A 24,488-nucleotide genomic window follows, 5' to 3' on the forward strand; every position below is an offset into this window, starting at 1 on the left:
TTCAATCTGAGCCATGATCAAACTCTTCAATTAAAGTTTTGTTGCCTTTCTGAAGAAAGGCGGCTCAGTGATTACTGATGTTCCAACCGAAGTTGAAACGAATTGACTGTGCCGGTAACCCTTTCGAAAAAGCGCTACCATTTGGTCACTCAGTTCACTGATAAATCTTTTATGACTGTATCATTGTCGAGTGCCCACACAGATTGCATGGTCAAATTGTTAAAGAGCTTTTCCAGACTAGCCATTGACTTGTCGTGGACAGGGCGGCCATTCTATCGAAATGAAAAACTGTGTCAAACACTTTTTTCAATCTATTTCAGAACAACTTTCCTGTGAACCTCTGGTTTTCAGCTTTCTTTGCCGTAATCCCGTTCAGTGAGGCGGCATTATAGGGACTTTATTTCAGGGCGCAAGCGCATTTTCAGATTTTTTTTGATTTTATTGTTTTTCGAACAAAAGCTCATCAAAAGCCCCCTTTTTTAACCATTAAAGTTGCTTAAACACCTGACTAAAAGCACTAACCTTGTCCCAATCCGTATATTCGACTTCTTTTGTCGTATCGGTTTCTCCGCCAGTCATTCGCATAATGAGCTGAATCATGGTTCGGTCAAACCAATGGTAACGCGGATAACGCAGCGCTCCGGCGAATACGGCCAAGAGCTTGGGCTGCCAGGGTGATTTCTGCAGAAACTTCTGCACATAGACGCTGGTCTCCGGTGTATCCTTACCGGGTTTCCGCGCGGTCAGGTTTACGCAAAAGAAAGCCGCTTTATGTTTATCCAGAGCTTGCTGATTCTGCGCTACAAACTGATACAGCTTTTTATTTAAATGGCCATATCTAACGGATGCACCAATCAGCACTCGGTCATAGCGAGTAAAGTCAATCTCAGGTGACCGGTGAATATCCTGTGTCTCACACTGATAGTGCCCGCCTAACTGCTGCTCTATATAGCGTAAGATTTTGATGGTTTGACCGTCACAGCTGGAGTGCAGCAATAAAACCTTCTCCACACACTTCTCCTTAGTTTCGCCAGAATGTCGGGGTGAATAGCACTAGTAAAGTAAATACCTCAAGACGCCCAAACAGCATGGCCACGATTAATGTCCACTTTGCCGCGTCGTTCACCTCTGCGAAATGAACAGCGACTTGCCCTAATCCCGGACCCAGGTTATTGAGGGTGGCAGCGACTGCCGAAAATGCCGTCAGCTCATCCATTCCCGTCCCGACCAGAACCAACATGCAAATGACAAACACCAGTGCATAGGCGGAGAAGAATCCCCAGACCGCATCCACCACACGTTGCGGCAGGGCTTTGTTACCGACTTTAATGGTATACACAGCACGGGGATGCACCAGACGTTTAAGCTCCCTGACGCCTTGCAAAAACAACAGCAGTACGCGAATCACTTTAATCCCGCCTCCCGTGGAACCGGCACAACCACCAATAAAGGAAGAGAACAGAAGCAATACGGGCAAAAACAGTGGCCATTCAGAAAAACTGGTTGTAGTAAAACCGGCTGTCGTTGAAATAGAGACAGTTTGAAACAATGCCTGATCCAGAGTCGTCCACCAACTGTCATAGGTTTGGTGCTTCATTAACATGCCGTAGCAAATAAGCAGCAGGATCAGCTGTATAACCAGAAAAGCCTTGAACTCGGGATCACGCCAATAGGTTCGCAGGTTATGGCCTCGGTTGGAAAATGCCGCAAAGTGCAATGAAAAGTTACAGGCGGAGATCAAAAGAAAGACCACAGTGACCATATTAATGGCGGTACTGTTGTAATAGCCGATACTGGCATCGTGTGTCGAAAAACCGCCAATAGCGACGGTCGAAAAGCTGTGTGCAATGGCATCAAAGAGATCCATCCCGGCCAGCCAGAAAGCACCGGCGCAGGCAACTGTCAGTGTCAGATAGATATACCAGAGCGTCTTGGCGGTTTCTGCAATACGGGGGGTCATCTTACTGTCCTTGACCGGTCCCGGGATTTCAGCCCGGTAAAGCTGCATACCACCGATACCTAAAACAGGTAAGATAGCCACGGCCAGTACAATGATCCCCATACCGCCAAACCACTGCAGCATTTGTCTGTAGAACAAGATGGCTTTGGGTAATTCATCGAGCCCCACAATGACGGTGGCACCCGTGGTAGTCAGAGCGGAAAACGACTCAAAAAAAGAATCGGTAAAAGAGAGATCCGGTGTCTTAGACAAAATAAAGGGCACTGCACCGGCGCTGCCGATAACTGTCCAGAACAGCACAACAATTAAAAATCCGTCACGGGCTTTCAGTTCTCGCCTTTGATGACGATTAGGCAGCCAGAGTGCCGCTCCGCCCGCCAGCAAAATAAAGAAGGTCACCACAAAAGGAAACCCCGCACCGTCACGGTACAGCAATGCTATGAGGGCCGGTACCAGCATAGTGACACTAAATAGCGCCAGTAACAGGCCAACGATACGGATAATGGAACGAATTTGCATAATCTAGCGGGCGCTCATTATTGGTTCTTCAAAATATTGTTTGCGTCCTGAATCACAATCCGGCCGCCACTGCGATTGATCAGCACGGCCTTGAATGTTTCGGCTAAGCGAGCATCCAGCAGAATATCCATGGTGACATCAACCCCGTAATCAGCGCTCTGCACTTCAGCATGATGCTCAGCGATCACAGCCTCAAGTAAAGGCACCTGATTATACGCACAGCGGACATAAAGTGGTGAAGTAATGACCTTTTCTTTGGTTGTGAGCACAGCAAGCGCCTGCTGCACCCCGCCGCCATACGCTTTCACTAAACCGCCCGTCCCCAGCCGGATGCCGCCATAGTAGCGTGTGACGACGGCCGTTACTTCCCCGACCCCACTGCCACTGAGCTGGGCCAGCATAGGTTTACCGGCCGTTCCGGATGGCTCGCCGTCATCACTGAATCCCCAGGACATGGAATCTTCAGGGCGGCCGGCCACGAAGGCCCAGCAATTATGACGTGCATCCGCATGACGTAATTTGATGCTCTGAACAAAGGCTTTCGCCACCTCCGCACCGGGTGTGTGGGCTAAATAGGTAATGAAACGGCTTTTTTTGATCTCTTGTTCGAAAACAACGGGTTCCGCTGGTATTAGATAAGGAGCCTGATCCATTTTGCCTGCCCACATGACGCCATACAAAGGCGCAAGGATAGCATAAACGCGCTCACAGATTCACAGCGAACAACAAAGAGCCGTCTATCGATCGTGCCTTTCCATATCAGGTGATGGCAATGGGTTTGGCGGATCATTCGGAACAGCCCGCAAAATTCAAAGAGTAACGCCATTGTTATTATTTTCATGGACTATACATGAATGACAGTCCACGGCGAAGGCATGGTGGCAACCTGTTGAGTTACCACACAACAAATTGAAATAAAAAACAAAAAACCATAACACCTATACCGGGAAACCCAGAGATAAGCCTAAAGCCAGCGATGTAAATCAGCCTCAGTTACATACTAATATCAAATATTAAACAATTGTTTAAAATAGGTGTTGAAATCCCTTTGCAACAGGTTCAGACTAATCTTTAACCTGGTTGGAGGCCAAACCAGTTAAAATCAAACCGGCAATGAACCGGTATTCACGGAGATAGAACATGATTTACCAAGGTGAAACCCTATCCGTAAGCTATCTGGAAGATGGCATTGCGGAAATCAACTTCAATGCGCCAGGCAGCGTCAACAAGCTGGATCGCAAGACCCTGGAAAACCTCAGTGAAGCTATCAACGCGCTGTATCAGCAAAATGAACTGAAAGGCGTCATCCTGACTTCCGGTAAATCCGCCTTTATAGTTGGTGCGGACGTCACCGAGTTTCCTGACATCATGACCCAAAACGCTGATGTTCTGTCCAGCTGGCTGGCAGAAGCCAATGTCATTTTTAACCGCCTGGAAGACATCCCGGTCCCGACCATTACCGCTATTACCGGCTTTGCATTGGGTGGCGGCTGTGAGTGCGTGCTGGCAACAGACATGCGCGTTGCAGACAATACTGCGCTGGTAGGCCTGCCAGAAACCAAATTGGGTATTATGCCTGGCTGGGGAGGCTCCGTACGCCTGCCTCGCCTGATTGGCGCCGATCCGGCCATGGACATCATCGCTGGCGGTAAAGCCAAAAAAGCCGACGAAGCCTTAAAGCTTGGAATTGTGGATGCCGTTGTGGCACCAGAGACTCTGCGCGAAGCCGCGCTGACCATGCTAAAAGATGCCATTGCCGGCAAGCTGGAATGGCGAGCACGCCGTGAGCAGAAAAAAGCACCACTGAAACTCAACAAAATTGAAGCAACCATGAGCTTCACTATGGCCAAAGGCATGGTGATGCAAGTGGCCGGCCCGCATTATCCTGCTCCAATCACTGCCGTTAAGTGTATTGAAGAAGCTGCAGGCATGAGCCGTGATGACGCCCTGAAAGTAGAAAACAAAGGTTTCGTGGCCCTGGCCAAAAGTGATGTTGCCCCAGCGCTTGTGGGTATCTTCCTCAATGACCAGTACATCAAAGGCAAAGCGAAGCAAGCCGCTAAAGAAGGCAAAGACACCCAGCGTGCAGCCGTTCTGGGTGCCGGTATTATGGGCGGCGGTATTGCCTACCAGTCGGCATTGAAAGGCGTACCGGTTGTGATGAAAGACATCGCTCAGCCATCGCTGGATCTGGGGATGAATGAAGCTTCAAAACTGCTGAACAAGCAGCTGGAACGCGGCAAACTGAATGGCCTGAAAATGGCTAAAATCCTGGCATCCATCCAGCCAACGTTGCATTACGCAGGCATTGAAGAAGCCGATGTGATTGTTGAAGCTGTGGTTGAAAACCCGAAAGTGAAAGCCGCTGTACTGGCGGAAGTGGAAGCGCGTGTCGGCGAAGATACGGTGATCACCTCGAACACTTCTACCATTCCAATCAACCTGCTGGCGAAATCGTTGAAGCGCCCGGAAAAATTCTGCGGCATGCACTTTTTCAACCCGGTACACCGCATGCCGCTGGTTGAAATTATCCGCGGCGAGCACACCTCGGAAGAAACGATTTCGCGCGTGGTGGCTTACGCGGCCAAAATGGGCAAATCCCCTATCGTGGTCAACGACTGCCCGGGGTTCTTCGTCAACCGCGTACTTTTCCCTTACTTTGCCGGTTTCAGCCTGCTGCTGCGTGACGGCGCTGACTTCACCAAGATTGATAAAGTCATGGAGAAGAAATTCGGCTGGCCTATGGGCCCGGCTTACCTGCTCGACGTTGTTGGTATCGACACGGCACACCATGCACAGGCGGTGATGGCTGAAGGCTTCCCGGATCGCATGGGTAAAGACTACAAAGATGCGGTCGACGTGATGTTCGAAAGCCAGCGTCTGGGCCAGAAAAACGGCAAAGGCTTCTATGCCTACTCTGTCGATAAAAAAGGCAAGCCGAAGAAAGATCTGGCTCCAGAAGTAGCTGAACTACTGGCCCCTGTTGTCAGCCGCGCAGCTGATTTCAGTGATGAAGACATCATCGCCCGTACCATGGTGCCTATGATTAACGAAGTGGTGCGCTGCCTGGAAGAAGGCATTATCGCCACACCGGCCGAAGCCGATATGGCGCTGGTATACGGCCTGGGCTTCCCTCCGTTCCGTGGCGGGGTGTTCCGTTACCTGGATTCAATCGGCCTGGCGAACTATGTAGCAATGGCAGAAAAATTCGCGCATCTGGGCGCTGTTTACGAAGTCCCTGCCGGTCTTCGTGAAAAAGCCGCTAAAGGCGAAAGCTATTACAACGCACCAGTAAACGCTTAAGGACGAGGAACACACACATGAATAACGTCGTAATTGTTGATTGCATCCGTACCCCTATGGGGCGTTCAAAAGCCGGTGCTTTCCGTAACAAACGCGCTGAAGATTTGTCAGCGCATCTGATGAAAGGCTTGCTGGAACGTAACCCTCAGGTTGACCCAGCAGCCATTGAAGATATCTACTGGGGCTGTGTCCAGCAAACTCTGGAGCAGGGTTTCAACGTTGCCCGTAACGCAGCGCTGCTGGCAGGTATTCCGCACACTGTAGGCGCTACCACCATTAACCGCCTGTGCGGTTCTTCGATGGATGCGCTGCACAGTGCCACCCGTGCCATCATGGTCGGTGATGCCGATATCTGCCTGGTTGGCGGTGTGGAGCATATGGGCCACGTGCCGATGAACCATGGTGTGGATTTCCACCCTGGTCTGTCTAAGTCTGTGGCTCAGGCTGCGGGTATGATGGGTCTGACCGCTGAAATGCTGGGCCGTATGCACGGCATCAGCCGTGAGCAGCAGGATGCATTCGCTGCCCGCTCTCACCAGCGTGCTTATGCCGCTACCGTTGAAGGCCGCTTCAAGAATGAAATTTTACCGACCGAAGGCCATGACGAGAACGGCGTACTCAAAGTATTCGACTATGATGAAGTGATTCGCCCTGAAACCACAGTTGAAGCTCTGGCCGGTCTGCGCCCTGTGTTCGACCCGGCCAACGGCACTGTGACAGCCGGTACATCCTCAGCCCTGTCTGACGGTGCCTCAGCTATGCTGATCATGAGCGAAAGCAAAGCCAAAGCACTGGGCTTGCGCATTCGTGCCCGTATCAAGTCAATGGCGGTAGCCGGTTGCGATCCATCAATCATGGGTTACGGCCCGGTACCTGCGTCGAAAAAAGCACTGAAACGTGCCGGCCTGACTATCGAGGATATCGGCATGATCGAGCTGAACGAAGCCTTTGCCGCTCAGTCTCTGCCATGCGCCAAAGATCTGGGTCTGTTGGATGCAATGGATGAAAAAGTGAACCTCAACGGCGGTGCTATTGCACTGGGTCACCCACTGGGCTGCTCCGGTACCCGTATCTCAACCACGCTGATCAACCTGATGGAACATCAGAATGTGAAATACGGTCTGGCAACCATGTGTATTGGTTTAGGCCAGGGCATTGCGACCATCTTTGAGCGCGTTGACGACTAATCCGTTACCTTAGTACCGATTAAGCCCGCACCTGTCGCGGGCTTTTTTATATCGATAATCAAACAAAAGTTGTTTTAGGTTCAGGTATGAGACACTCTGACTCATTACAATCAAAAACAGACGCTTATTCCCTGCACGGAGAACCGTAATGTTTAAGGCACTGATCCTCAACCAGCAAGACAAAACGACTCACGCTCATGTTGGCGATATTGACCACAGCCAGTTGCCGGACGGCGATGTCACAGTCGCTGTCGAGTATTCCTCGCTCAATTACAAAGATGGCCTGGCTATTACTGGCGCTGGCAAAATTATCCGTCAGTTTCCTATGGTGCCGGGTATCGACTTTGCCGGTACTGTCATCACTTCCGATGATAGCCGCTACCAGCCGGGCGATCCGGTCATACTGACCGGCTGGGGCGTAGGGGAAAATCACTGGGGCGGCATGGCTCAGCAAGCACGAGTGAAAGCCGACTGGCTGGTTCCCCTGCCGGCAGGTTTAAATGCCGAACAGGCTATGGTCATAGGTACAGCCGGCTTAACCGCCATGCTCTGTATCCAGGCTCTGGAGGATGCTGGTGTCACGCCTGAGTCTGGCGAGATTCTGGTCACCGGCGCCAGCGGTGGTGTCGGTTCCGTTGCCGTGGCTTTGCTGTCCAGACTGGGCTATCGCGTTGCAGCGGTAACTGGCCGCTCTGCTCAAAACGCAGCGCTGCTGAAACAGCTGGGAGCAGAGTCCATCATTGAACGCAGTGAACTGGAAGAAGCGGCCAAACCGCTGGAGAAACAGCGCTGGGCGGGTGCCGTCGACACTGTGGGCAGCAAAGTCCTGGCCAAAGTGCTGACTCAAATGGATTATAATGGCGCGGTCGCGGCCTGCGGACTGGCAGGTGGTTTTGATTTACCGACCACAGTGATGCCTTTCATCCTGCGCAATGTGCGGCTGCTTGGAGTCGATTCTGTATATTGTCCATACGAAAAACGCCAGCAGGCATGGCAACGTCTGAGCGAATTGCTGCCGGATAGTTTTTATCAGCAGGCCGGCCGGACCATATCGCTGGAACAAGTGCCAGAGTTTGCCCAAGCCATCATTAAAGGCCAGGTCACCGGGCGCACGCTGGTTAAACTGTCCTGATAAACCATAACGCCCCCGGTCAGCTACACTGGCCGGGTGATTTTTTCTGTACCCTGGATAAAAAAAATCCCGCTATAAAAGCGGGGAAGCCCAAGAAAACTGGGGAGTGTAGTAGATGTGAAAGTTAGCTTTCCTCTTCTTCAAGCTCAGGAGAATGAGAGAGCTCGAGCCAGAGTCCAATCGCCGCGGCAACCAAGCCCGCCAGCGAAAAGAGAGTTAAGTCGTTTGCATTGCGCAGCACAATAGAGCAGAAAGCGATAAAGCACAGCACACAGTAAATAGTCAGTCTATCCATCTGAGTAATCATTTTCGCCTCCCTGCGATGACAAATTGGTTAACAAGTTGTTAACTAAGTTACACATAATTGTTACCTTTGCCAACCCCCGGTTGATTGTTTATTATCCGTGAGTATGATCTGGCTCTCATTTACGATATGGCTTCACTATGATCACGAAATTTGAATCCGCCACTCACAATCTGGAAGCACAAGGACTGCGTTGTCCGGAACCTGTCATGATGGTGCGTAAAACTATTCGCAGGATGGCAGATGGCGACACACTATTAGTGCTGGCCGATGATCCATCCACCACCAGAGACATCCCCAGCTTTTGCCGGTTTATGGACCATACACTGCTGGCAGCGGAAACAGACTCACTGCCATACCGCTACCTGATCCGTAAGGGCAAGCCATAACAACAAATGACAGAAATAAGTAAGGCAGCCTAACGCTGCCTTATGACAATATCATTGATCGCAGGCATAAAACGCCCACTATTCACTCAATCCGGGTTACAGGCCAAAGGCGGCACCCAGTGCCAGCAAAGCAAATAAGCCTGCCGTCACTTTCCGAATCAGCCCCAGCGGCATTTTATCCGCGGACAGTTTACCAATCAGAACCACAGGCACATTCGCCAGCAGCATACCAATAGTGGTACCCAGCACGACCAGCATCAGGCCATCATGGTATTTCGCTCCAAGCATAGTGGTTGCTACCTGCGTCTTATCGCCGATTTCTGCAATGAAAAATGCAATGAAACTGGCAACAAACGGGCCACGGTTTGAAATGGTCTCATCGTCATCCAGTTTATCCGGGATCAAAATCCAGCCCGCCATCACCACAAAACTCACTACCAGCACCCATTTTAAAATCTCAGGCGACAGATAATCTGCGACAACAACTCCTAACCAGGCAGCTAAAGCATGGTTCGCCAGAGTCGCCAGGAAAATGGCCAGAATGATAGGAACAGGCTTGCGGTACCGACTGGCCAGCAACAATGACAATAACTGGGTTTTGTCCCCAATCTCAGCCAGGGCGACCGTTGTAATAGAAACAGCTAAAATGCTCACGACATGCTCATTGGGGCGAGGATTATTATGCTAACCAAAGACAAACAGACACGCCCCACCCCGGTTCATGTCGATTTGCCTATGGTCTCGCCAAACTGACCGGAGTAATGGTCAGTCACAATCACCATGAAGATTTTGCTTCAATTATGTTGATGATTGTTCCGTCAGAACGGAAGGCTACTCCCCAAAGGAGGTCGCATGATAGCCAGAATGGCAACCGGAATCAAGTGACGAAAAAGGGAAGCCAATGCTTCCCTTTCTTTCCAAAACGCATGCTTCTTTGTGGATCAAGAGGCTGTCGGGCTCAATACAATTTCCACCCGGCGGTTTTGCGCACGTCCCTGATCACTGCTATTAGAAGCAATCGGATGCGCTTCTCCCATGCCTTTTGCCAGCACTCGCTGAGCCGCTACGCCTGTGCGAACCAAATAGTTACTGACTTCACTGGCACGAACCTGAGACAAGCGCAGGTTATAAGCTTCAGACCCTGTGCTGTCAGTAAATCCGTAGACATTCAGCTGCGTTTTATCGTATTCCTTCACCACCAAAGCCACATTTTGCAGCGCATTCATTGCCTGCTGGCTCAGGTTAGACTGGTCGACACCGAAAGTGATGGAGTTTGGCATATTCAGCACAATCTGATCGCCTTCACGCGTAACACTGATGCCGGTTGACTCCAGTTGCTGGCGCAACTTTGCTTCCTGCACATCCATGTAATAGCCGACACCACCACCCAGCGCTGCGCCGGATGCCGCACCGATCAATGCACCTTTACCCCGGTCACTTTTGCTTGAAGAGGCCACACCGATAGCCGCACCCGCGACTGCACCAATCAGTGCACCGCTGGCTGATTTCGCCGTCTGATCTTCACGTGTATAAGGGTTAACTGTGGTACAGCCCGTGGCTACCATAGAGGTAACACCGGCCAAAAGGATAGCGCGTACCCACTTACGTGACGTTGTTGAATATTGTTGTTGCATGTTCTTTCCCCGATAAATTGTCAGTTTGCCCAATGGAACGCCTTTTCCGCTAAGCATTATCCTGCTGCATTGTAGTCAAGTAGAGGCGGCAGATATCAAAAACCTGTCAATTTTTTTACCCTGTTTCTGCTTATAGCGGAAGCCTGATGACAAAAATTTACATTAGAGGCCGTTATGCACAAAAAACGTGCGCAGCCCCTACTCCCTCAAGGCGACCCAAGGTATACTGGATTGTTATCTTTTCTACTTATATCAACGGATCTCGCGAAGCTGACAATGCAAAAATACGACATCAAGACCTTTCAGGGCATGATTCTGGCGCTTCAGGATTACTGGGGCCAGCAAGGTTGTACTATCGTGCAGCCGCTGGATATGGAAGTGGGTGCCGGTACCTCGCATCCAATGACCTGCCTGCGAGCACTGGGCCCGGAGCCGATTGCGGCCGCCTATGTGCAGCCATCACGTCGCCCGACTGACGGCCGTTACGGTGAAAACCCTAACCGTCTGCAGCACTATTACCAGTTTCAGGTGATCATCAAACCATCACCTGACAACATTCAGGAACTCTATCTGGGCTCGCTGGAAGCGCTGGGCGTAGACACGCAAGTACATGACATCCGCTTCGTAGAAGACAACTGGGAAAACCCGACTCTGGGTGCCTGGGGTCTGGGTTGGGAAGTGTGGCTGAACGGTATGGAAGTGACCCAGTTCACCTATTTCCAGCAAGTCGGCGGTCTGGAATGTAAACCGGTCACCGGTGAAATCACTTACGGTATCGAGCGTCTGGCCATGTACATTCAGGGCGTCGATTCTGTTTATGATCTGGTGTGGACTGACGGTCCTTTAGGTAAAGTGACCTACGGTGACATTTTCCACCAGAACGAAGTAGAACAGTCGACCTACAACTTTGAATACGCTGATGTCGACTTCCTGTTTACCTTCTTTGATCAATGCGAGAAAGAATGTAAGTCACTGCTTGAACTGGAACAGCCTCTCCCGCTGCCCGCTTACGAGCGTATTTTAAAGGCCGGCCATGCCTTCAACCTGCTGGATGCCCGTAAAGCGATCTCGGTAACTGAGCGCCAGCGATATATTCTTCGCATCCGTAACCTGACCAAGCAAGTGGCTGAAGCCTACTATGCCTCACGTGAAGCACTTGGCTTCCCGATGTGTAAAAAAGACAAGTAAGGATCACGCATGGCTGACAAGAATTTTCTGATTGAACTGGGTACGGAAGAGCTACCACCAAAAGCCCTGCGCACCCTGGCAGAAGCCTTTGCCGAAAACTTTACGGCGGAACTTAACGCGGCTGAATTAGCCTTTGACCATATCAAATGGTACGCCGCACCCCGCCGGCTGGCCCTGAAAGTCACCGCACTGGCGGACGGCCAGGCAGATAAAGTGGTCGAGAAACGCGGTCCGGCCATCAGTGTCGCTTTCGATGCGGACGGCAACCCAACCAAAGCCGCTCAGGGCTGGGCCCGCGGCAACGGCATTACGGTTGAACAGGCCGAACGCCTGAAAACCGACAAAGGCGAATGGCTGCTGTTCAAAGAGGCAGTGAAAGGCAAACCTGCCGCTGAGCTGCTCTGTGAACTGGCTGCCGCAGCACTGGCGAAACTGCCAATTCCAAAACCAATGCGTTGGGGCGATAAAGAGACACAATTTATCCGTCCGGTAAAAACCCTGGTCATGCTGCTCAATGACGCGCTGATCCCAGGCACCATTCTGGGTGTGGAATCGGCACGTACGATCCGTGGCCACCGTTTCATGGGCGAATCTGAATTCAGCATCGAACATGCTGATCAGTACCCTGCCATCCTGGAAGAACGCGGTAAAGTCATCGCAGATTACGAAACCCGTAAAGCCCAAATCATCGCAGGTGCAAAAGAAGCGGCTATCGCTGTTGGCGGTCAGGCCGATCTGGACGATGAGCTGGTTGAAGAAGTCACCTCTCTGGTCGAATGGCCTGTGGTACTGACAGCCTCTTTTGAAGAAGAATTCCTCAACGTACCGGCCGAAGCTCTGGTTTACACCATGAAAGGTGATCAGAAATACTTCCCGGTCTACGACGCTGACGGCAAACTGCTACCGAAGTTTATCTTCGTGTCGAACATCGTCTCCAAAGAGCCTCGCCACATTATCGAAGGGAATGAAAAAGTCGTTCGCCCTCGCCTGGCGGATGCTGAATTCTTCTTTAACACCGACCGTAAACGTCCGCTGGTCGATCGCCTGCACGAACTGGACAGCGTACTGTTCCAGAAACAATTGGGCACCCTGCGTGACAAAACAGATCGTATTACCGCGATGTCCGGTTATATCGCTCAGCAAATTGGTGCTGATATTGAGCACGCAGAGCGCGCTGGTCTGTTGTCAAAGTGCGATCTGATGACATCCATGGTCTTCGAATTTACCGATACCCAAGGCGTGATGGGCATGCACTATGCACGGCTTGACGGTGAACACGAAGACGTTGCCGTCGCGCTTAACGAGCAGTACATGCCACGCTTTGCCGGTGACAGTCTGCCGGGTTCTGATGTCGCAGCTGCGGTTGCACTGGCTGACAAAATGGACACCCTGGTAGGTATCTTCGGTATCGGTCAGCACCCTAAAGGTGCCAATGACCCGTTCGCTCTGCGCCGAGCGGCTCTGGGTGCCCTGCGCATCATGGTAGAAAAAGGCTATCAGCTGGATCTGGTCGATATGATTGCCAAAGCCAAAGCGCTGTTTGGCCATAAGCTGACGAACCAAAACGTAGAAGCTGATGTGATTGATTTCATGCTGGGCCGCTTCCGTGCCTGGTATCAGGATGAAGGCCACACGGTTGATGTGATTCAGGCCGTTTTGGCCCGTCGCCCGACCTCTCCGGCTGACTTTGATAAGCGCGTCAAAGCAGTCAGTCATTTCCGCTCTCTGGACGCGGCTGAATCACTGGCTGCGGCCAATAAGCGTGTCGGCAATATCCTGGCGAAATTTGACGGTGAATTACCTGCGGCGATTGACAGTCAGTTGCTGGTTGAAGATGCCGAAAAAGCCCTGGCGAAAGACGTAGAAGCAGTTACCGCTAAACTGGCACCTGTCTTTGCTGCCGGTGATTATCAGCAAGCTCTATCAGAGCTGGCGACCCTGCGCGATTCGGTCGATGCCTTCTTCGACAACGTCATGGTCATGGCTGAGGACGAAGCACTGAAAGTGAACCGTCTGACGATGCTCAATCAGCTACGGAATCAGTTCCTCAAAGTGGCAGATATTTCCCTGCTTCAGAACTGACAGTCCTAGCAGAGCGTCAGTGACTCACTGACCTGATCACAAAGCCCGCAGATTACAGCGGGCTTTCTTTTATCTGCTTGTCCCTTCTCGCCCGGCACCAAAAGCTGACAGGCAGAATCTAAGATCTGACTGCCGGCTCACTGCCGCTGTATGTTTCACGTGAAACAGCCCAGTCATACTGTCGCTTGGCTCAACTAGTCCTGAACCCAATGCAATGAAGACAGCGATGCATGATCCCAGGTCCAATGTTGCTCCGGACTGACTTTTATCCCCCCGACCCAATACGTGCCGGACACCATCTTTTGCTGCTGTGACAGGCATAATCTTCCCTGCTCAGTCAGACTGACAGTCTGTTCCAGCCAGGAAGCTGCACCGGTTGACGGCTCAAGACAGATTAAAGGCTGACTGCCTTGCAGCAACGGCTTGAGCAATACCCAGAACATCAAATCGCCCAAAAAGGGTAACGGCTCCAGCGCTTGATAGCCACGAAACAGATCAGCAACCGTCATCGTGCCTGATGCCGACAACACGGTCAGCGCCAACGACTGAGTCAGGCTTAGGCCGGACTGCTGATGTGGCAGTTCCTGCAAATGGCGGCGTATCACCTGCGCCATGTTCTCGAATCGACTCAGCCAGGGAGCATTGAGCAAGCCAAGCAGCGCAGCAGGATCAGGGGAACGAAACCCCTGCCACAGTTCGCTCGCTTTCTGCAGGGTCACAGAATCGACAGACCGTCTGTGCTGCCAGAGCGATCTCAGCCCCTCGGCGGGTAACTGACCCAACCCGATAAAACGGGTGTTGCCCGGAAAATGATTCACTTCGATGATCTCAAGCTGACGGTCGGCCACATCCGGCAGTGACGACACATAAGCCAGCAAGCGTATCAGCATAAGTTGATCGTAATTATCGTGCTCTACCCAGAAGACCAGTCTGCGATACTCAGGGTTTGCGAACTGCGCTAACTTGTCCGCCGTCTCAGTCACGATGTCATCCGTAGTTCGCGGATCGCCGATTTCGCTCAGTAAATACTGCCGGATGTAGTCAGCCCGTTGCCGTTCGAAATCGGGTGCAGCAGTGAGTGGGCCCATGCAGTAGGGATCGATAAAAGGCAAGAAGTCGCCATAAAAGCCCGCCTGCGCTAAGCGCTGCGCAATATCATGGCCGCAGCGAATGTGTAAGGTGGCGAGATCCTTATCCAGCGCTTCACACCCCTGCTCCATTTGCTGTTTGTGATGCTCCAGCATTTCAGCATGGTGTACCAGGCTACTCCAGCTGGGCAGCCCACACTCCCTGGCCATCACAAATTGGACATCTGCCAGTGTGATATTGTCCGGATTGAGCTGTGTCTGTGTCGGATGTAACTGCCGAACAGACTGCAGGGCATGATGATCGCCACTGCGTACGGCTTTCAGGCGAGACTTGGCCTGGGATTTGAGATCGCTCAGGTTAAACGAAAACGCACTGTCAGTTTGCATGATTTCCTATACTCTTTGATTCCTAAGTTCGCACGACAGAAGAGCAGGCAAAAATAGGTTGTCGGCTGTGTTACCGCAAACCCAGTGACCCCGGATATATTTCTTCTGCGAGCAGGTGGCGCAGACAGGGCCATTCAAGGTTACATCACACGGCTCATTAAGCAAGCCAGCCTCAGGATCAAGTCGCCTAAGTATCACCATCGTGCAGACCATCGCCCCCTCCAACCTGCAACCCTGGATGGCCGCGTCGCCAACACAACGATTCACCGGTTAGCTTCATCTAAACTTAAGGTGACACGCCTGATTTACGTCTGTGTTTCACGTGGAACCTATGATGAACACTATGTTGGTCTGCGGTGACTAAAGCCACTTTCACTGTATGAATCATTGTTGTATGTTGTTTGGCTCACCCACAAAATAATCACAACAGACACACTGAGGTCGAAGCAAGATGGAGTTTTCTACATTCGGTAACAAGTTTGCCCGCTACTCAGGCATTACCCAGCTGATGGATGATTTGAACGATGGCCTGCGTAATCCAGACGCCATTATGCTAGGCGGCGGTAATCCGGCACAGATACCTGCTATGGTGGAGTACTTTACCCAGCTCAATAACAGTTTGAATCACAGCGGCGATCTGACAGCTGCCATCACAAATTATGACGGGCCACAAGGTAAAAACACCTTTATTAATGCGCTTGCTGCCCTGCTGAGTGAGCGCTACGGCTGGGACATCAGCAATAAAAACATCAGCCTCACCAACGGTAGCCAAAGTGCCTTCTTCAGTTTGTTCAATTTGCTGGCAGGTGAGTTTCCCGATGGCCGCCACAAGAAAATTCTGTTACCTCTCGCTCCAGAATATATCGGCTATGGTGATGCCGGCGTCAGCCCGGATATGTTTATCTCTTATAAGCCCGAGATCAGCTTACTGGAAAATGGCCTGTTTAAGTACAACGTCGATTTCAACGCCCTGACCCTTGATGACAGTGTCGGTGCTATCTGCGCGTCGCGTCCGACCAACCCGACCGGCAATGTGCTGACCGACGAAGAAATCCGCCATTTGGATCAGCTCGCCCAGCAGCACAACATCCCATTAATCATAGATAATGCTTATGGCATGCCATTCCCTGACATCATCTTTGAAGACGTCACGCCGTTCTGGAACCGCAACACTATCCTGTGCATGAGCCTCTCTAAACTGGGGTTACCCGGCGTGCGCTGCGGCATTGTCATTGCCAGTGAAGAAATCACCACAGCGCTGGCAAACATGAATGGAGTGCTCAGCCTGGCACCGGGCAGCGTTGGCCCTGCGATTGCGAACAAGATGATCGAACAAGGCGACTTGCTGCATTTGAGCGAAACTGTCATCAAACCTTACTACCAGAAAAAGTCACAGCAGGCAGTGCAATGGCTGCAACAAGCCATTCCTGACCCGCGTTTCCGGATCCATAAACCGGAAGGCGCCATGTTCCTTTGGCTGTGGTTTAAAGAATTGCCAATCACCACCATGGAACTGTACCGTCGCCTGAAAGCACGAGGAGTGCTGATAGTACCCGGTGAATACTTTTTCATTGGATTAAATGAAGACTGGCTACACGGTCATGAATGCCTGCGCATGAACTATGTGCAGGAAGACGAAAAGATGCAACGCGGCATTGCCATCATTGCCGAAGAAATCGCAAAAGCTTATCAGCAAGGCTAAGCGTGTCACTAAACACAAGCGTTAAAGACAAATCACAGGGCATTCACTGCCCTGTTTGCTGATCTGGACCAAGACAGGGTCGTCTGCAAGCAGCATAATTTCTGTCACAGATACCGGTGACTCAAAGGATTGTCTTTGTATTCGGATGGTAAACCATAGTGACAAACTGAGAATCTTCAGTGATCTTTTCAAATCCAAACCGCCGATATAAACCGCTCACTGGATTCCCTTGTAAATACGTTAAGCAACAAGGTCGATGTGCTTTGTCAGACCAGGCAATTACTGCGCGTAGCACCGCACTGCCGATCCCCCGTCCCTGCCATTGCGGTAAAAGAAAGAAGCGGCTGAAATAACTGTGCGGTGAACCGGCACTGTCTTGTTCAGCAGCCGGAGGCATTCCGGCTCAATCGTTTCCAACAACACACTGCCAATCGGGATGCCGTCCATCAAGATCAATAAAGGTTGGCATTCCTGCCACTCAGTCAAATGCAGTTGATACTGCAACGCTTCATCCCAGCCAAAGACCTGTGTGACAGCCTGCCGTTCAGCGGCTTTCTTTAATTCGAAAATGAAGCGTTCATGATGAGGCGCTGCAATAACAAGAGACAATCCGGCTGGTTTATCCGCAGGTAACAACTGCAGCAGATAGGCTGCGCTGACGGTTGAGGCTTAATTGTGGTTTGCTATCTATAGCCACGTCTTTCTTCCTTGATAATTGATCATCGCTTGACGAAGATAGCCCAAACCAAAGCGTCACTACAGTGTTGTTTCACGTGAAACCTTCATCATGGGATACCGCCTGTGTTTCACGTGAAACATAGGCCGCAGCTCTGGAAGTTATGGCCATCAATAAAAAAGGCCAGCGCTGAGGCTGGCCTTCCATACAGACAGAGAAAACTCAGAGGCTGTCGCTGACAACCGATTCATCTCGACCAATCAAACGCTGACCGTTAATGGCAATCTTACGCGGTTTTTCCTCTTCAGGAATTTCCCGCTCCAGTTCGATGTGCAGCAAACCGTTTTCCATTGAGGCTCCCACCACTTTGACGTGATCGGCTAACTGAAACTTGCGCTCAAAATCGCGCTCAGCAATGCCCTGGTACAGATAATGGCGCTTTTCTTCGTTGCTGTCGGCATCGGCACGTTTGCCCGTCACAATCAGGCGGTTTTGATGCTGACTGATGTCCATCTGCGCTTCAGAAAAGCCGGCCACTGCCATGGTAATACGGTAGTGGTTCTCGTCTTGCTGCTCTATGTTGTATGGAGGATATCCGCCATTGCTGTTATTCATATTCTGTTCCATCTGGTTGAACAGACGGTCGAAACCAATGGCAGAACGGTACAGGGGAGAAAAATCTAGGGTACGCATAATCACTATCCTTCTATGAAGCAATACTATTACGATAATCAGTTATGAAGCGGGTTTTCCTCATGGACAAACCTGTGAAGGCCCAATGTCTGGCGCCTCCTGCTTCACAAATAGATATAAGGGCATCTGAATTGGCTTCAAGGGATCATGGAAAAAAATTTTTCGACACCGGCTCACAACGACAACTCATCCAATGATGAAGGCAAGAACTCGCAAGACGACAGCCTCTCAGGCCAGCAACTGACGACGGTATTCGCCCGGCGCCTGCCCTGTCCAGCGCTTGAACGCGCGGTGAAAATTCGCCTCGCTGGCAAAGCCCACCAGATAACCGATTTCACTTAAGGTTACATCTCGCCGACGGATATGGTTAAGCGCCAGGGTTTTACGGCTGTGTTCCAGTATCTGCTTATAGCTGGTGCCTAACTCACTGAGTTTACGCTGCAGATTACGCACGCTCATTCCTAAAGCCGCTGCAACCTGGGTTTGGGTCGGGGCGCCAAGCGAAAGCCGTTCGAGAATGTTGCACTTCACCTGGTGCACCAGATCGATACGAGCCAAAAACTCGTTGAGGATCTTTTCATGGCCAGCTCGTATCGCCGGGTTGCCACTGAGTAATGGCTGCCTTGCTGCACTCCTGTCAAATGCCAGCAAATTACGCGGCTGCTCAAAACTAACCGGGCATCGAAAGAAAGCCCTCAGATACTGCCCTTGGTCAGCCGGCGGGGAAAACTGGAACGTCACATAAGCCGGTTGCAAATCGACATCTACCACATCACGCGCAAAACTGACCACCATTGCCATAAAAGCTTCCAGTTCCTGGCGACGCATGAGCGACTGCTCCTCAGTCCCGGCCATCAAAGCGATATCCAGCACCAGAGCTTCCGGGCTCTCGATTAATTGCAGATTACTGATGTCACAAACCACGCTGTTATAATCGACAAGCTGTAACAGCGCCTCTTCCAGGGTATCCGCCGACATCATGGCGTAACCCAGAATATGAAAAACACCGGGATGAAAATACCGTGCAATCTGGACAGTAAAATCCTGCTCGGGTAAAAAGCGGTTACAGTAATCGATCAGTGCCGACAATTTTCGGATGGATATCCGTACTTCCTGGCTCTGCAGTTCACGCAGATCGAGACCGCACTCATGGAGAGCCTGCTCCATATCCAGGCCATAATGCTGCATCGCTTTCGCGATAGGGATCATCCAGCTGCTCAGGGTTGAGTAATAACCTTCCATCAATACTGTCGCGCACTCTTGCGGCCTGCCTCCCAAAAATGTCATCACAACTGCCGGTTGCACAGATCAACAATAAATTGGCGTGAACAGACATAGTCAAACATGACTGCTGGTATACAGTCTGATGTTAAGGCGATGTTAATGATATTGGCGGGGAATGTCGAATGCCATGATCGCCAAAGCCACAGAAAATCAACAGGACACACTGCCCCCTTACAACCAAAGAGAGCCGAATATGGAACCTTTCAACCCGGCCACCAGCCAGGATACCCACGCGGTACTGAACCAGCCAAAACCCTTAGAAAACTACAACGCATATGACTCTGACAGCATATTAAAATATTGGGTAGCACAGTTTTCCGGGGACTGGGCAAACAGCCGGCTGTCGCGTTTTGGTCATCATACAGGTCATGAATTACAGAAAGCCGGCTTTCTGGCCAATAAACATTTACCTGAGTTTCAGTCCCATGACCGCTTCGGATACCGGGTTGATCAGGTGGATTACCATCCGGCATACCACCAGCTCATGGCGCACGCGATCGAAAACGGCCATACCAGCCTGCCGTGGACACAGCCCAAAGCCGGTGCCCATGTTGCCCGGGCGGCGCTGGCCTTTATGCACAACCAGGCCGATCCCGGCTCAGGCTGCCCGCTGACCATGACCTTTGCCTGCGTGCCGGCCCTGCAGCACCAGCCTGACGTTGCAGCACTCTGGCTGCCGAAAATCACAGCCCCTGTCTATGACGGCAGTAACAAGCCTTATTTCGACAAAGCCGGCGTCACCATAGGCATGGCGATGACAGAAAAACAGGGCGGATCGGACGTGCGGGCAAACAGCACACTGGCAACGCCTGTCGCTGACGCCGGACCGGGAAAACTCTACAGCCTGGTCGGCCATAAATGGTTCTGCTCGGCACCTATGTGTGATGCGTTTCTTGTCCTGGCCAAAACCGGCGAGACGCTGTCCTGTTTCCTGGTACCGCGCTGGCGTGAGGACGGCAGTAAAAACCCGATGCAAATCCAGCGCCTGAAAAACAAGCTCGGGAATAAATCCAATGCCAGCTCTGAAATCGAATTTCGCGGCGCACACGGCTGGCTGCTTGGCGAGGAAGGACGGGGGATCCGCACCATTATTGATATGGTCGCCCTCACCCGCTATGACTGCATGATTGGCTCCAGTGCACTGATGGCTCAGGCCGCCAAAGAAGCTATCTGGCATACTTCAGGCCGCAGCGTCTTTGGCCGCAATCTTCACGACCAGCCACTGATGATCAATGTCCTGGCTGATCTGGCACTCGAAGCCGAAGCGGCACTGGCGATCACCATGCGCATTGCTCATGCTCTGGATAACAGCAAGGACAGCAAGCAAGCGGCACTGATCCGCAGTGCAACGGCCATCGGCAAATACTGGATCTGCAAGCGGGCAATTCAGCATACCGCCGAGGCGATGGAGTGCATCGGCGGTGTGGGCTACGTCGAAGAAAACATTGCCAGCCGGCTGTATCGCGAAGCCCCGGTCAATTCGATCTGGGAAGGCTCTGGCAATGTACAGTGCCTGGATCTGTTACGTGTGCTGCAGCGCGAACCCGATACCTTCAGCGCCCTGTTTGCCGAATTTGATCAGGCACAAGGTAAGCACCCACTTTTCGATCGCAAGCTGGCACAACTGAAAGCCGAATTTGCCAGCACAGACAACATTGAGGTACGTGCCCGGCAAATGATGGAGCAGTTGGCGCTGATCTGGCAGGCCGCGACCCTGTTCAGCTATGGCGAACCCCACATTGCCGAGGCCTTCGCCCAGGCTCGCTTAACCGATCATTTTTTCCAGTTCGGCACCCTGCCGGCAGACATCGATGCCAAATCCATCGTTGAGCGGGCGCTGGCCAAAATCTGAACCTCCCCCTTATAACAATAAGCCTCCGCCATGATGCGGAGGCAATCCCTGAACGGAACAAGAAGAGAGATCATCATGGATGCATACCAATAGCTGAACACCTTACTAACCTGGCGGATTTTCTGGAAGACGGTTTTGCCCGCTATACGCATAACCCGGCCTTTCACTGCCTGGGACAAACCCTGACCTATAACGACATTGAGCAGCGCTCGCGGCATCTGGCGCAGTGGCTGCAGCACCAGAGCGGGCTGCAGGCCGGTGAGCTGGGTTTCATCGCACCAGATGGTTACATCAAGATAGTCGATCGCCTCAAAGACATGATCATAGTGTCCGGATTTAACGTGTACCCGAACGAGATTGAAGAAGTGCTGTGTCGTCACCAACACATTGTCGAAGCGGCTGTAGTCGGTGAGGCCGATGAGAAAACCGGCGAAGCGGTCCATGCGCACATCACCACCTCCGCCCGGTTAAACGAAGCGGATGTCATCGCCTTCTGCCGCGAGCACCTGACAGCCAACAAGGTGCCCAAACGTATTTCCGTGCATCAGGAATTACCTAAATCCACGGTCGGTAAAATCCTTCGCCATGAACTGCGCACGACCTGAGTAACCAGAATAACCCGCATAAAAAAACGCCGCTCTGTCTGAGCGGCGTTTGTCTGTCAACCCTATTGTTTATCCGGCGTACTGGTTACACATCCAGATTCGCATTCAGGGCGTTCTCTTCAATGAACTGACGACGCGGTTCAACATGATCGCCCATCAAAGTAGTGAACAGCTCATCGGCAGCCACCGCATCATTGATAGTAACCTGCATCATGCGACGCGAGTTCGGATCCATAGTCGTTTCCCACAGCTGATCCGGGTTCATCTCACCCAGACCTTTGTAACGCTGACGGCTCAGACCACGGGTTGAATCTTTAATCAGCCACTCCAGCGCTGTCTTAAAGCTGTCAACCGGCTGCTTACGCTCTCCGCGCTGAACATAGGCTGTCTCTTCCAGCAGATCGCACAATGCTTCAGACAAGTCAGCCAGCTTAGCGTACTCTTTCGAGTGCAGCAGATCGTAGCTCAGCGGATACTGGTAATCGACACCGTGGGTACGCACAACAATCTTAGGCAGCCAGGCGTTATGCTCCGTGTCCTGGAACACTTCATAACCGTAATGGCTCTCACCGGCCTGCTTGCTGTTCAGGGCATCCACCACCCCTTTAACCCAGGCTTCCACCTGAGACTGATCCGCCAGTTTATCTTCACCCAGACGAGGCTGGTAGGTCAGCTCATTGAGCAGCAGGGTCGGGTAACGACGGCTCATACGCTCAATCAGTTTCACCGCACCATTGTATTGTTTGACCAAGGTTTCCAGCGCCAGACCGGAAATGGCCGGTGCACTGTCGCTGGTGAACAGAGAGGCATTTTCCAGTGCCAGGGCCACCTGGAACTGGTTCATGTCTTCATCGTCTTTAATGTACTGCTCTTGCTTGCCTTTCTTCACTTTATACAGTGGCGGCTGGGCAATATAGATGTGACCACGCTCGATCAGCTCAGGCATCTGACGGTAGAAGAAAGTCAGCAGCAGCGTACGAATGTGCGAACCATCGACGTCGGCATCGGTCATGATGATGATACTGTGGTAACGCAGTTTGTCCGGGTTGTACTCGTCGCGGCCGATACCACAACCCATGGCCGTGATCAGAGTGGCCACTTCCTGTGACGACAGCATTTTGTCGAAACGGGCTTTTTCTACGTTGAGGATCTTACCTTTCAGCGGCAGAATCGCCTGATTCTTACGGTTACGACCCTGCTTGGCGGAACCGCCGGCCGAGTCACCCTCCACAATGTAAAGTTCAGACAGCGCCGGGTCTTTTTCCTGACAATCAGCCAGTTTGCCTGGCAGGCCGGCCAAATCCAGCGCGCCTTTGCGGCGGGTCATTTCGCGGGCACGACGTGCCGCTTCACGGGCACGTGAGGCATCGATAATCTTGCCGCAGACAATCTTGGCATCGGTTGGGTTTTCCAGCAGGTATTCACTCAGCTTCTCACCCATGGCCGACTCAACCGCCGGTTTCACTTCGCTCGACACCAGCTTATCTTTGGTCTGGCTGGAGAATTTAGGATCCGGCACTTTTACCGAAACCACAGCGGTCAGACCTTCACGGGCATCGTCACCTGAGGTCGCCACTTTGGCTTTTTTGGTATAGCCCTCGGCATCCATGAAATTGTTCAGGGTACGGGTCAGTGCACCGCGGAAACCGGCCAGGTGACTACCACCATCGCGTTGCGGAATGTTGTTGGTGAAACAGTAAATGTTTTCCTGGAAGCTGTCGTTCCACTGCATCGCCACTTCAACAGAAATACCGTCCTCACGCTCATAGGCAAAGTGGAACGCTTTCGGGTGGATAGGCGTTTTATTGCGGTTCAGGTGCTCAACAAACGCACGGATACCACCTTCATACATAAAGTGGTCCTGCTTGCCGTCACGCTCGTCGCTCAGCTTGATAGAAACACCTGAGTTGAGGAAAGACAGTTCGCGCAGACGCTTGGCCAGAATCTCATAATGGAAAGTGGTATCGGTAAAAATAGTATCACTCGGCCAGAAACGGATTCGGGTACCGGTGCGGTCCGAGTCGCCCACGACGCCCAGCGGCGCCTGAGGTTCACCCAGGTGATAAATCTGTTGATGAATGTGACCGTGGCGATGAATAGTCAGTTCCAGTTTGTCAGACAGGGCGTTCACAACCGACACACCTACCCCGTGCAGACCGCCGGACACTTTATAGGAGTTATCATCGAACTTACCGCCGGCGTGCAGAACTGTCATGATAACTTCAGCGGCGGACACTCCTTCTTCCGGGTGCATGTCTGTCGGGATACCACGACCATCATCGCTGACAGAGACCGAGCCATCCTCATGAATCGTGACTACGATATCTTCACAGTGACCAGCAAGAGCTTCGTCGATAGAGTTATCGACGACCTCAAAAACCATGTGGTGCAAACCTGTACCGTCATCCGTATCGCCGATGTACATACCCGGACGCTTACGTACCGCATCAAGACCCTTTAATACCTTGATACTTGATGAATCGTAATTGTTGGACATTGAGTT

The 24,488-nt window shown here is 51.8% G+C and carries 21 protein-coding genes and 1 riboswitch; of the genes, 9 read left to right on the forward strand and 12 right to left on the reverse strand.

The window, feature by feature from the left end; all coding sequences use genetic code 11:
• Positions 1-486: 486 nt before the first annotated feature.
• Genes hemG through D6M16_RS20925 form a run of 3 tightly spaced genes read right to left on the reverse strand, consistent with a single transcriptional unit; the run spans position 487 to position 3,132 of the window.
• The gene (gene hemG, locus D6M16_RS20915; RefSeq protein ID WP_120513827.1) at positions 487-1,011 is read right to left on the reverse strand and encodes a menaquinone-dependent protoporphyrinogen IX dehydrogenase; all 525 of its coding nucleotides are present in this window, start codon (positions 1,009-1,011) and stop codon (positions 487-489) included.
• Positions 1,012-1,021: 10 nt separating this feature from the next.
• Positions 1,022-2,479: a TrkH family potassium uptake protein gene (locus D6M16_RS20920; RefSeq protein ID WP_120513828.1), complete on the reverse strand. Its 1,458-nt coding sequence runs from the start codon at positions 2,477-2,479 to the stop codon at positions 1,022-1,024.
• A gap of 17 nt (positions 2,480-2,496) precedes the next feature.
• Positions 2,497-3,132: a YigZ family protein gene (locus D6M16_RS20925; protein ID WP_120513891.1), complete on the reverse strand. Its 636-nt coding sequence runs from the start codon at positions 3,130-3,132 to the stop codon at positions 2,497-2,499.
• 487 nt (positions 3,133-3,619) lie between these two features.
• On the opposite strand from D6M16_RS20925, the gene fadB reads away from it, so the two are divergent.
• The 3 genes from fadB (at position 3,620) to acuI (ending at position 8,101) form a co-directional block, all read left to right on the forward strand.
• A complete protein-coding gene (gene fadB, locus D6M16_RS20930) occupies positions 3,620-5,782 on the forward strand; it encodes a fatty acid oxidation complex subunit alpha FadB (protein WP_120513829.1) in 2,163 nt (720 codons plus the stop codon).
• Positions 5,783-5,799: 17 nt separating this feature from the next.
• Entirely contained in the window at positions 5,800-6,969 is a 1,170-nt protein-coding gene (fadA, locus tag D6M16_RS20935; RefSeq protein WP_120513830.1) for an acetyl-CoA C-acyltransferase FadA, read from the forward strand.
• Positions 6,970-7,117: 148 nt separating this feature from the next.
• Positions 7,118-8,101, forward strand: coding sequence for an acrylyl-CoA reductase (NADPH) (gene acuI / locus D6M16_RS20940; protein WP_120513831.1), 984 nt, complete (start codon positions 7,118-7,120; stop codon positions 8,099-8,101).
• Between the two features lie 124 nt (positions 8,102-8,225).
• Here the strand turns inward: acuI and D6M16_RS20945 are convergent, their stop codons facing one another.
• The gene (locus D6M16_RS20945) at positions 8,226-8,408 is read right to left on the reverse strand and encodes a hypothetical protein (RefSeq protein WP_027251764.1); all 183 of its coding nucleotides are present in this window, start codon (positions 8,406-8,408) and stop codon (positions 8,226-8,228) included.
• A 137-nt stretch (positions 8,409-8,545) separates the two neighbouring features.
• On the opposite strand from D6M16_RS20945, the gene tusA reads away from it, so the two are divergent.
• On the forward strand, positions 8,546-8,794 hold the full coding sequence (gene tusA, locus D6M16_RS20950) for a sulfurtransferase TusA (protein WP_027251763.1): 249 nt from the start codon (positions 8,546-8,548) through the stop codon (positions 8,792-8,794).
• A 96-nt stretch (positions 8,795-8,890) separates the two neighbouring features.
• Here tusA and D6M16_RS20955 read toward each other — a convergent pair whose 3' ends face one another.
• Both D6M16_RS20955 and D6M16_RS20960 read right to left on the reverse strand, forming a co-directional pair.
• Positions 8,891-9,448: a TMEM165/GDT1 family protein gene (locus D6M16_RS20955; RefSeq protein ID WP_120513832.1), complete on the reverse strand. Its 558-nt coding sequence runs from the start codon at positions 9,446-9,448 to the stop codon at positions 8,891-8,893.
• Between the two features lie 19 nt (positions 9,449-9,467).
• Positions 9,468-9,642, reverse strand: a riboswitch (yybP-ykoY riboswitch).
• A gap of 93 nt (positions 9,643-9,735) precedes the next feature.
• Positions 9,736-10,428 carry a YiaD family glycine zipper/OmpA-like lipoprotein gene (locus D6M16_RS20960; RefSeq protein ID WP_120513833.1) on the reverse strand — a complete coding sequence of 231 codons (693 nt, stop codon included), beginning with the start codon at positions 10,426-10,428 and terminating at the stop codon, positions 9,736-9,738.
• Between the two features lie 276 nt (positions 10,429-10,704).
• Between D6M16_RS20960 and glyQ the strand changes: the two genes are divergently transcribed.
• Together glyQ and glyS are read left to right on the forward strand one after the other, a co-directional pair.
• Positions 10,705-11,616, forward strand: a complete 912-nt coding sequence (gene glyQ, locus D6M16_RS20965) for a glycine--tRNA ligase subunit alpha (protein WP_027251759.1) — start codon at positions 10,705-10,707, stop codon at positions 11,614-11,616.
• Between the two features lie 9 nt (positions 11,617-11,625).
• Positions 11,626-13,698: a glycine--tRNA ligase subunit beta gene (gene glyS, locus D6M16_RS20970; RefSeq protein ID WP_120513834.1), complete on the forward strand. Its 2,073-nt coding sequence runs from the start codon at positions 11,626-11,628 to the stop codon at positions 13,696-13,698.
• A 194-nt stretch (positions 13,699-13,892) separates the two neighbouring features.
• Here the strand turns inward: glyS and D6M16_RS20975 are convergent, their stop codons facing one another.
• Positions 13,893-15,173, reverse strand: coding sequence for a DUF1835 domain-containing protein (locus tag D6M16_RS20975; RefSeq protein WP_120513835.1), 1,281 nt, complete (start codon positions 15,171-15,173; stop codon positions 13,893-13,895).
• Positions 15,174-15,624: 451 nt separating this feature from the next.
• On the opposite strand from D6M16_RS20975, the gene D6M16_RS20980 reads away from it, so the two are divergent.
• Positions 15,625-16,875 (forward strand): valine--pyruvate transaminase, encoded by a 1,251-nt coding sequence (locus tag D6M16_RS20980; protein WP_120513836.1) that lies wholly within the window; start codon positions 15,625-15,627, stop codon positions 16,873-16,875.
• Between the two features lie 121 nt (positions 16,876-16,996).
• Here the strand turns inward: D6M16_RS20980 and D6M16_RS22565 are convergent, their stop codons facing one another.
• The 4 genes from D6M16_RS22565 to D6M16_RS20995 form a co-directional block, all read right to left on the reverse strand.
• On the reverse strand, positions 16,997-17,272 hold the full coding sequence (locus D6M16_RS22565) for a GNAT family N-acetyltransferase (RefSeq protein WP_240435675.1): 276 nt from the start codon (positions 17,270-17,272) through the stop codon (positions 16,997-16,999).
• Positions 17,155-17,484, reverse strand: coding sequence for a hypothetical protein (locus tag D6M16_RS20985; protein WP_240435676.1), 330 nt, complete (start codon positions 17,482-17,484; stop codon positions 17,155-17,157). Before D6M16_RS20985 ends, D6M16_RS22565 begins: the two co-directional genes overlap by 118 nt.
• Before the next feature lie 289 nt (positions 17,485-17,773).
• Positions 17,774-18,244 carry a small heat shock chaperone IbpA gene (gene ibpA / locus D6M16_RS20990; RefSeq protein WP_120513837.1) on the reverse strand — a complete coding sequence of 157 codons (471 nt, stop codon included), beginning with the start codon at positions 18,242-18,244 and terminating at the stop codon, positions 17,774-17,776.
• Positions 18,245-18,472: 228 nt separating this feature from the next.
• The gene (locus D6M16_RS20995) at positions 18,473-19,531 is read right to left on the reverse strand and encodes an AraC family transcriptional regulator (RefSeq protein WP_120513838.1); all 1,059 of its coding nucleotides are present in this window, start codon (positions 19,529-19,531) and stop codon (positions 18,473-18,475) included.
• A 112-nt stretch (positions 19,532-19,643) separates the two neighbouring features.
• On the opposite strand from D6M16_RS20995, the gene D6M16_RS21000 reads away from it, so the two are divergent.
• Both D6M16_RS21000 and D6M16_RS21005 read left to right on the forward strand, forming a co-directional pair.
• A complete protein-coding gene (locus D6M16_RS21000; protein ID WP_205576952.1) occupies positions 19,644-21,380 on the forward strand; it encodes an acyl-CoA dehydrogenase family protein in 1,737 nt (578 codons plus the stop codon).
• A gap of 317 nt (positions 21,381-21,697) precedes the next feature.
• Complete coding sequence (locus D6M16_RS21005; protein ID WP_120513839.1) at positions 21,698-21,985, forward strand: AMP-binding enzyme; 288 nt, start codon at positions 21,698-21,700, stop codon at positions 21,983-21,985.
• 85 nt (positions 21,986-22,070) lie between these two features.
• On the opposite strand, the gene gyrB is transcribed toward D6M16_RS21005, so the two are convergent.
• Positions 22,071-24,482, reverse strand: a complete 2,412-nt coding sequence (gene gyrB, locus D6M16_RS21010) for a DNA topoisomerase (ATP-hydrolyzing) subunit B (protein WP_120513840.1) — start codon at positions 24,480-24,482, stop codon at positions 22,071-22,073.
• Positions 24,483-24,488: the final 6 nt, after the last annotated feature.

It is taken from the genome of Photobacterium salinisoli (assembly GCF_003614885.1).
In the GTDB taxonomy this organism is placed as follows: domain Bacteria; phylum Pseudomonadota; class Gammaproteobacteria; order Enterobacterales; family Vibrionaceae; genus Photobacterium; species Photobacterium salinisoli.

Bases quoted from the DNA above. Each gene is read 5' to 3' on its own strand.
- D6M16_RS20920 (WP_120513828.1), bottom strand. From the start codon at position 2,479: ATGCAAATTCGTTCCATTATCCGTATCGTTGGCCTGTTACTGGCGCTA.
- D6M16_RS20925 (WP_120513891.1), bottom strand. From the start codon at position 3,132: ATGGATCAGGCTCCTTATCTAATACCAGCGGAACCCGTTGTTTTCGAA.
- fadB (WP_120513829.1), top strand. From the start codon at position 3,620: ATGATTTACCAAGGTGAAACCCTATCCGTAAGCTATCTGGAAGATGGC.
- fadA (WP_120513830.1), top strand. From the start codon at position 5,800: ATGAATAACGTCGTAATTGTTGATTGCATCCGTACCCCTATGGGGCGT.
- acuI (WP_120513831.1), top strand. From the start codon at position 7,118: ATGTTTAAGGCACTGATCCTCAACCAGCAAGACAAAACGACTCACGCT.
- D6M16_RS20945 (WP_027251764.1), bottom strand. From the start codon at position 8,408: ATGATTACTCAGATGGATAGACTGACTATTTACTGTGTGCTGTGCTTT.
- tusA (WP_027251763.1), top strand. From the start codon at position 8,546: ATGATCACGAAATTTGAATCCGCCACTCACAATCTGGAAGCACAAGGA.
- D6M16_RS20960 (WP_120513833.1), bottom strand. From the start codon at position 10,428: ATGCAACAACAATATTCAACAACGTCACGTAAGTGGGTACGCGCTATC.
- glyQ (WP_027251759.1), top strand. From the start codon at position 10,705: ATGCAAAAATACGACATCAAGACCTTTCAGGGCATGATTCTGGCGCTT.
- glyS (WP_120513834.1), top strand. From the start codon at position 11,626: ATGGCTGACAAGAATTTTCTGATTGAACTGGGTACGGAAGAGCTACCA.
- D6M16_RS20975 (WP_120513835.1), bottom strand. From the start codon at position 15,173: ATGCAAACTGACAGTGCGTTTTCGTTTAACCTGAGCGATCTCAAATCC.
- D6M16_RS20980 (WP_120513836.1), top strand. From the start codon at position 15,625: ATGGAGTTTTCTACATTCGGTAACAAGTTTGCCCGCTACTCAGGCATT.
- D6M16_RS22565 (WP_240435675.1), bottom strand. From the start codon at position 17,272: ATGCCTCCGGCTGCTGAACAAGACAGTGCCGGTTCACCGCACAGTTAT.
- ibpA (WP_120513837.1), bottom strand. From the start codon at position 18,244: ATGCGTACCCTAGATTTTTCTCCCCTGTACCGTTCTGCCATTGGTTTC.
- D6M16_RS20995 (WP_120513838.1), bottom strand. From the start codon at position 19,531: ATGACATTTTTGGGAGGCAGGCCGCAAGAGTGCGCGACAGTATTGATG.
- D6M16_RS21000 (WP_205576952.1), top strand. From the start codon at position 19,644: ATGTCGAATGCCATGATCGCCAAAGCCACAGAAAATCAACAGGACACA.
- D6M16_RS21005 (WP_120513839.1), top strand. From the start codon at position 21,698: ATGATCATAGTGTCCGGATTTAACGTGTACCCGAACGAGATTGAAGAA.
- gyrB (WP_120513840.1), bottom strand. From the start codon at position 24,482: ATGTCCAACAATTACGATTCATCAAGTATCAAGGTATTAAAGGGTCTT.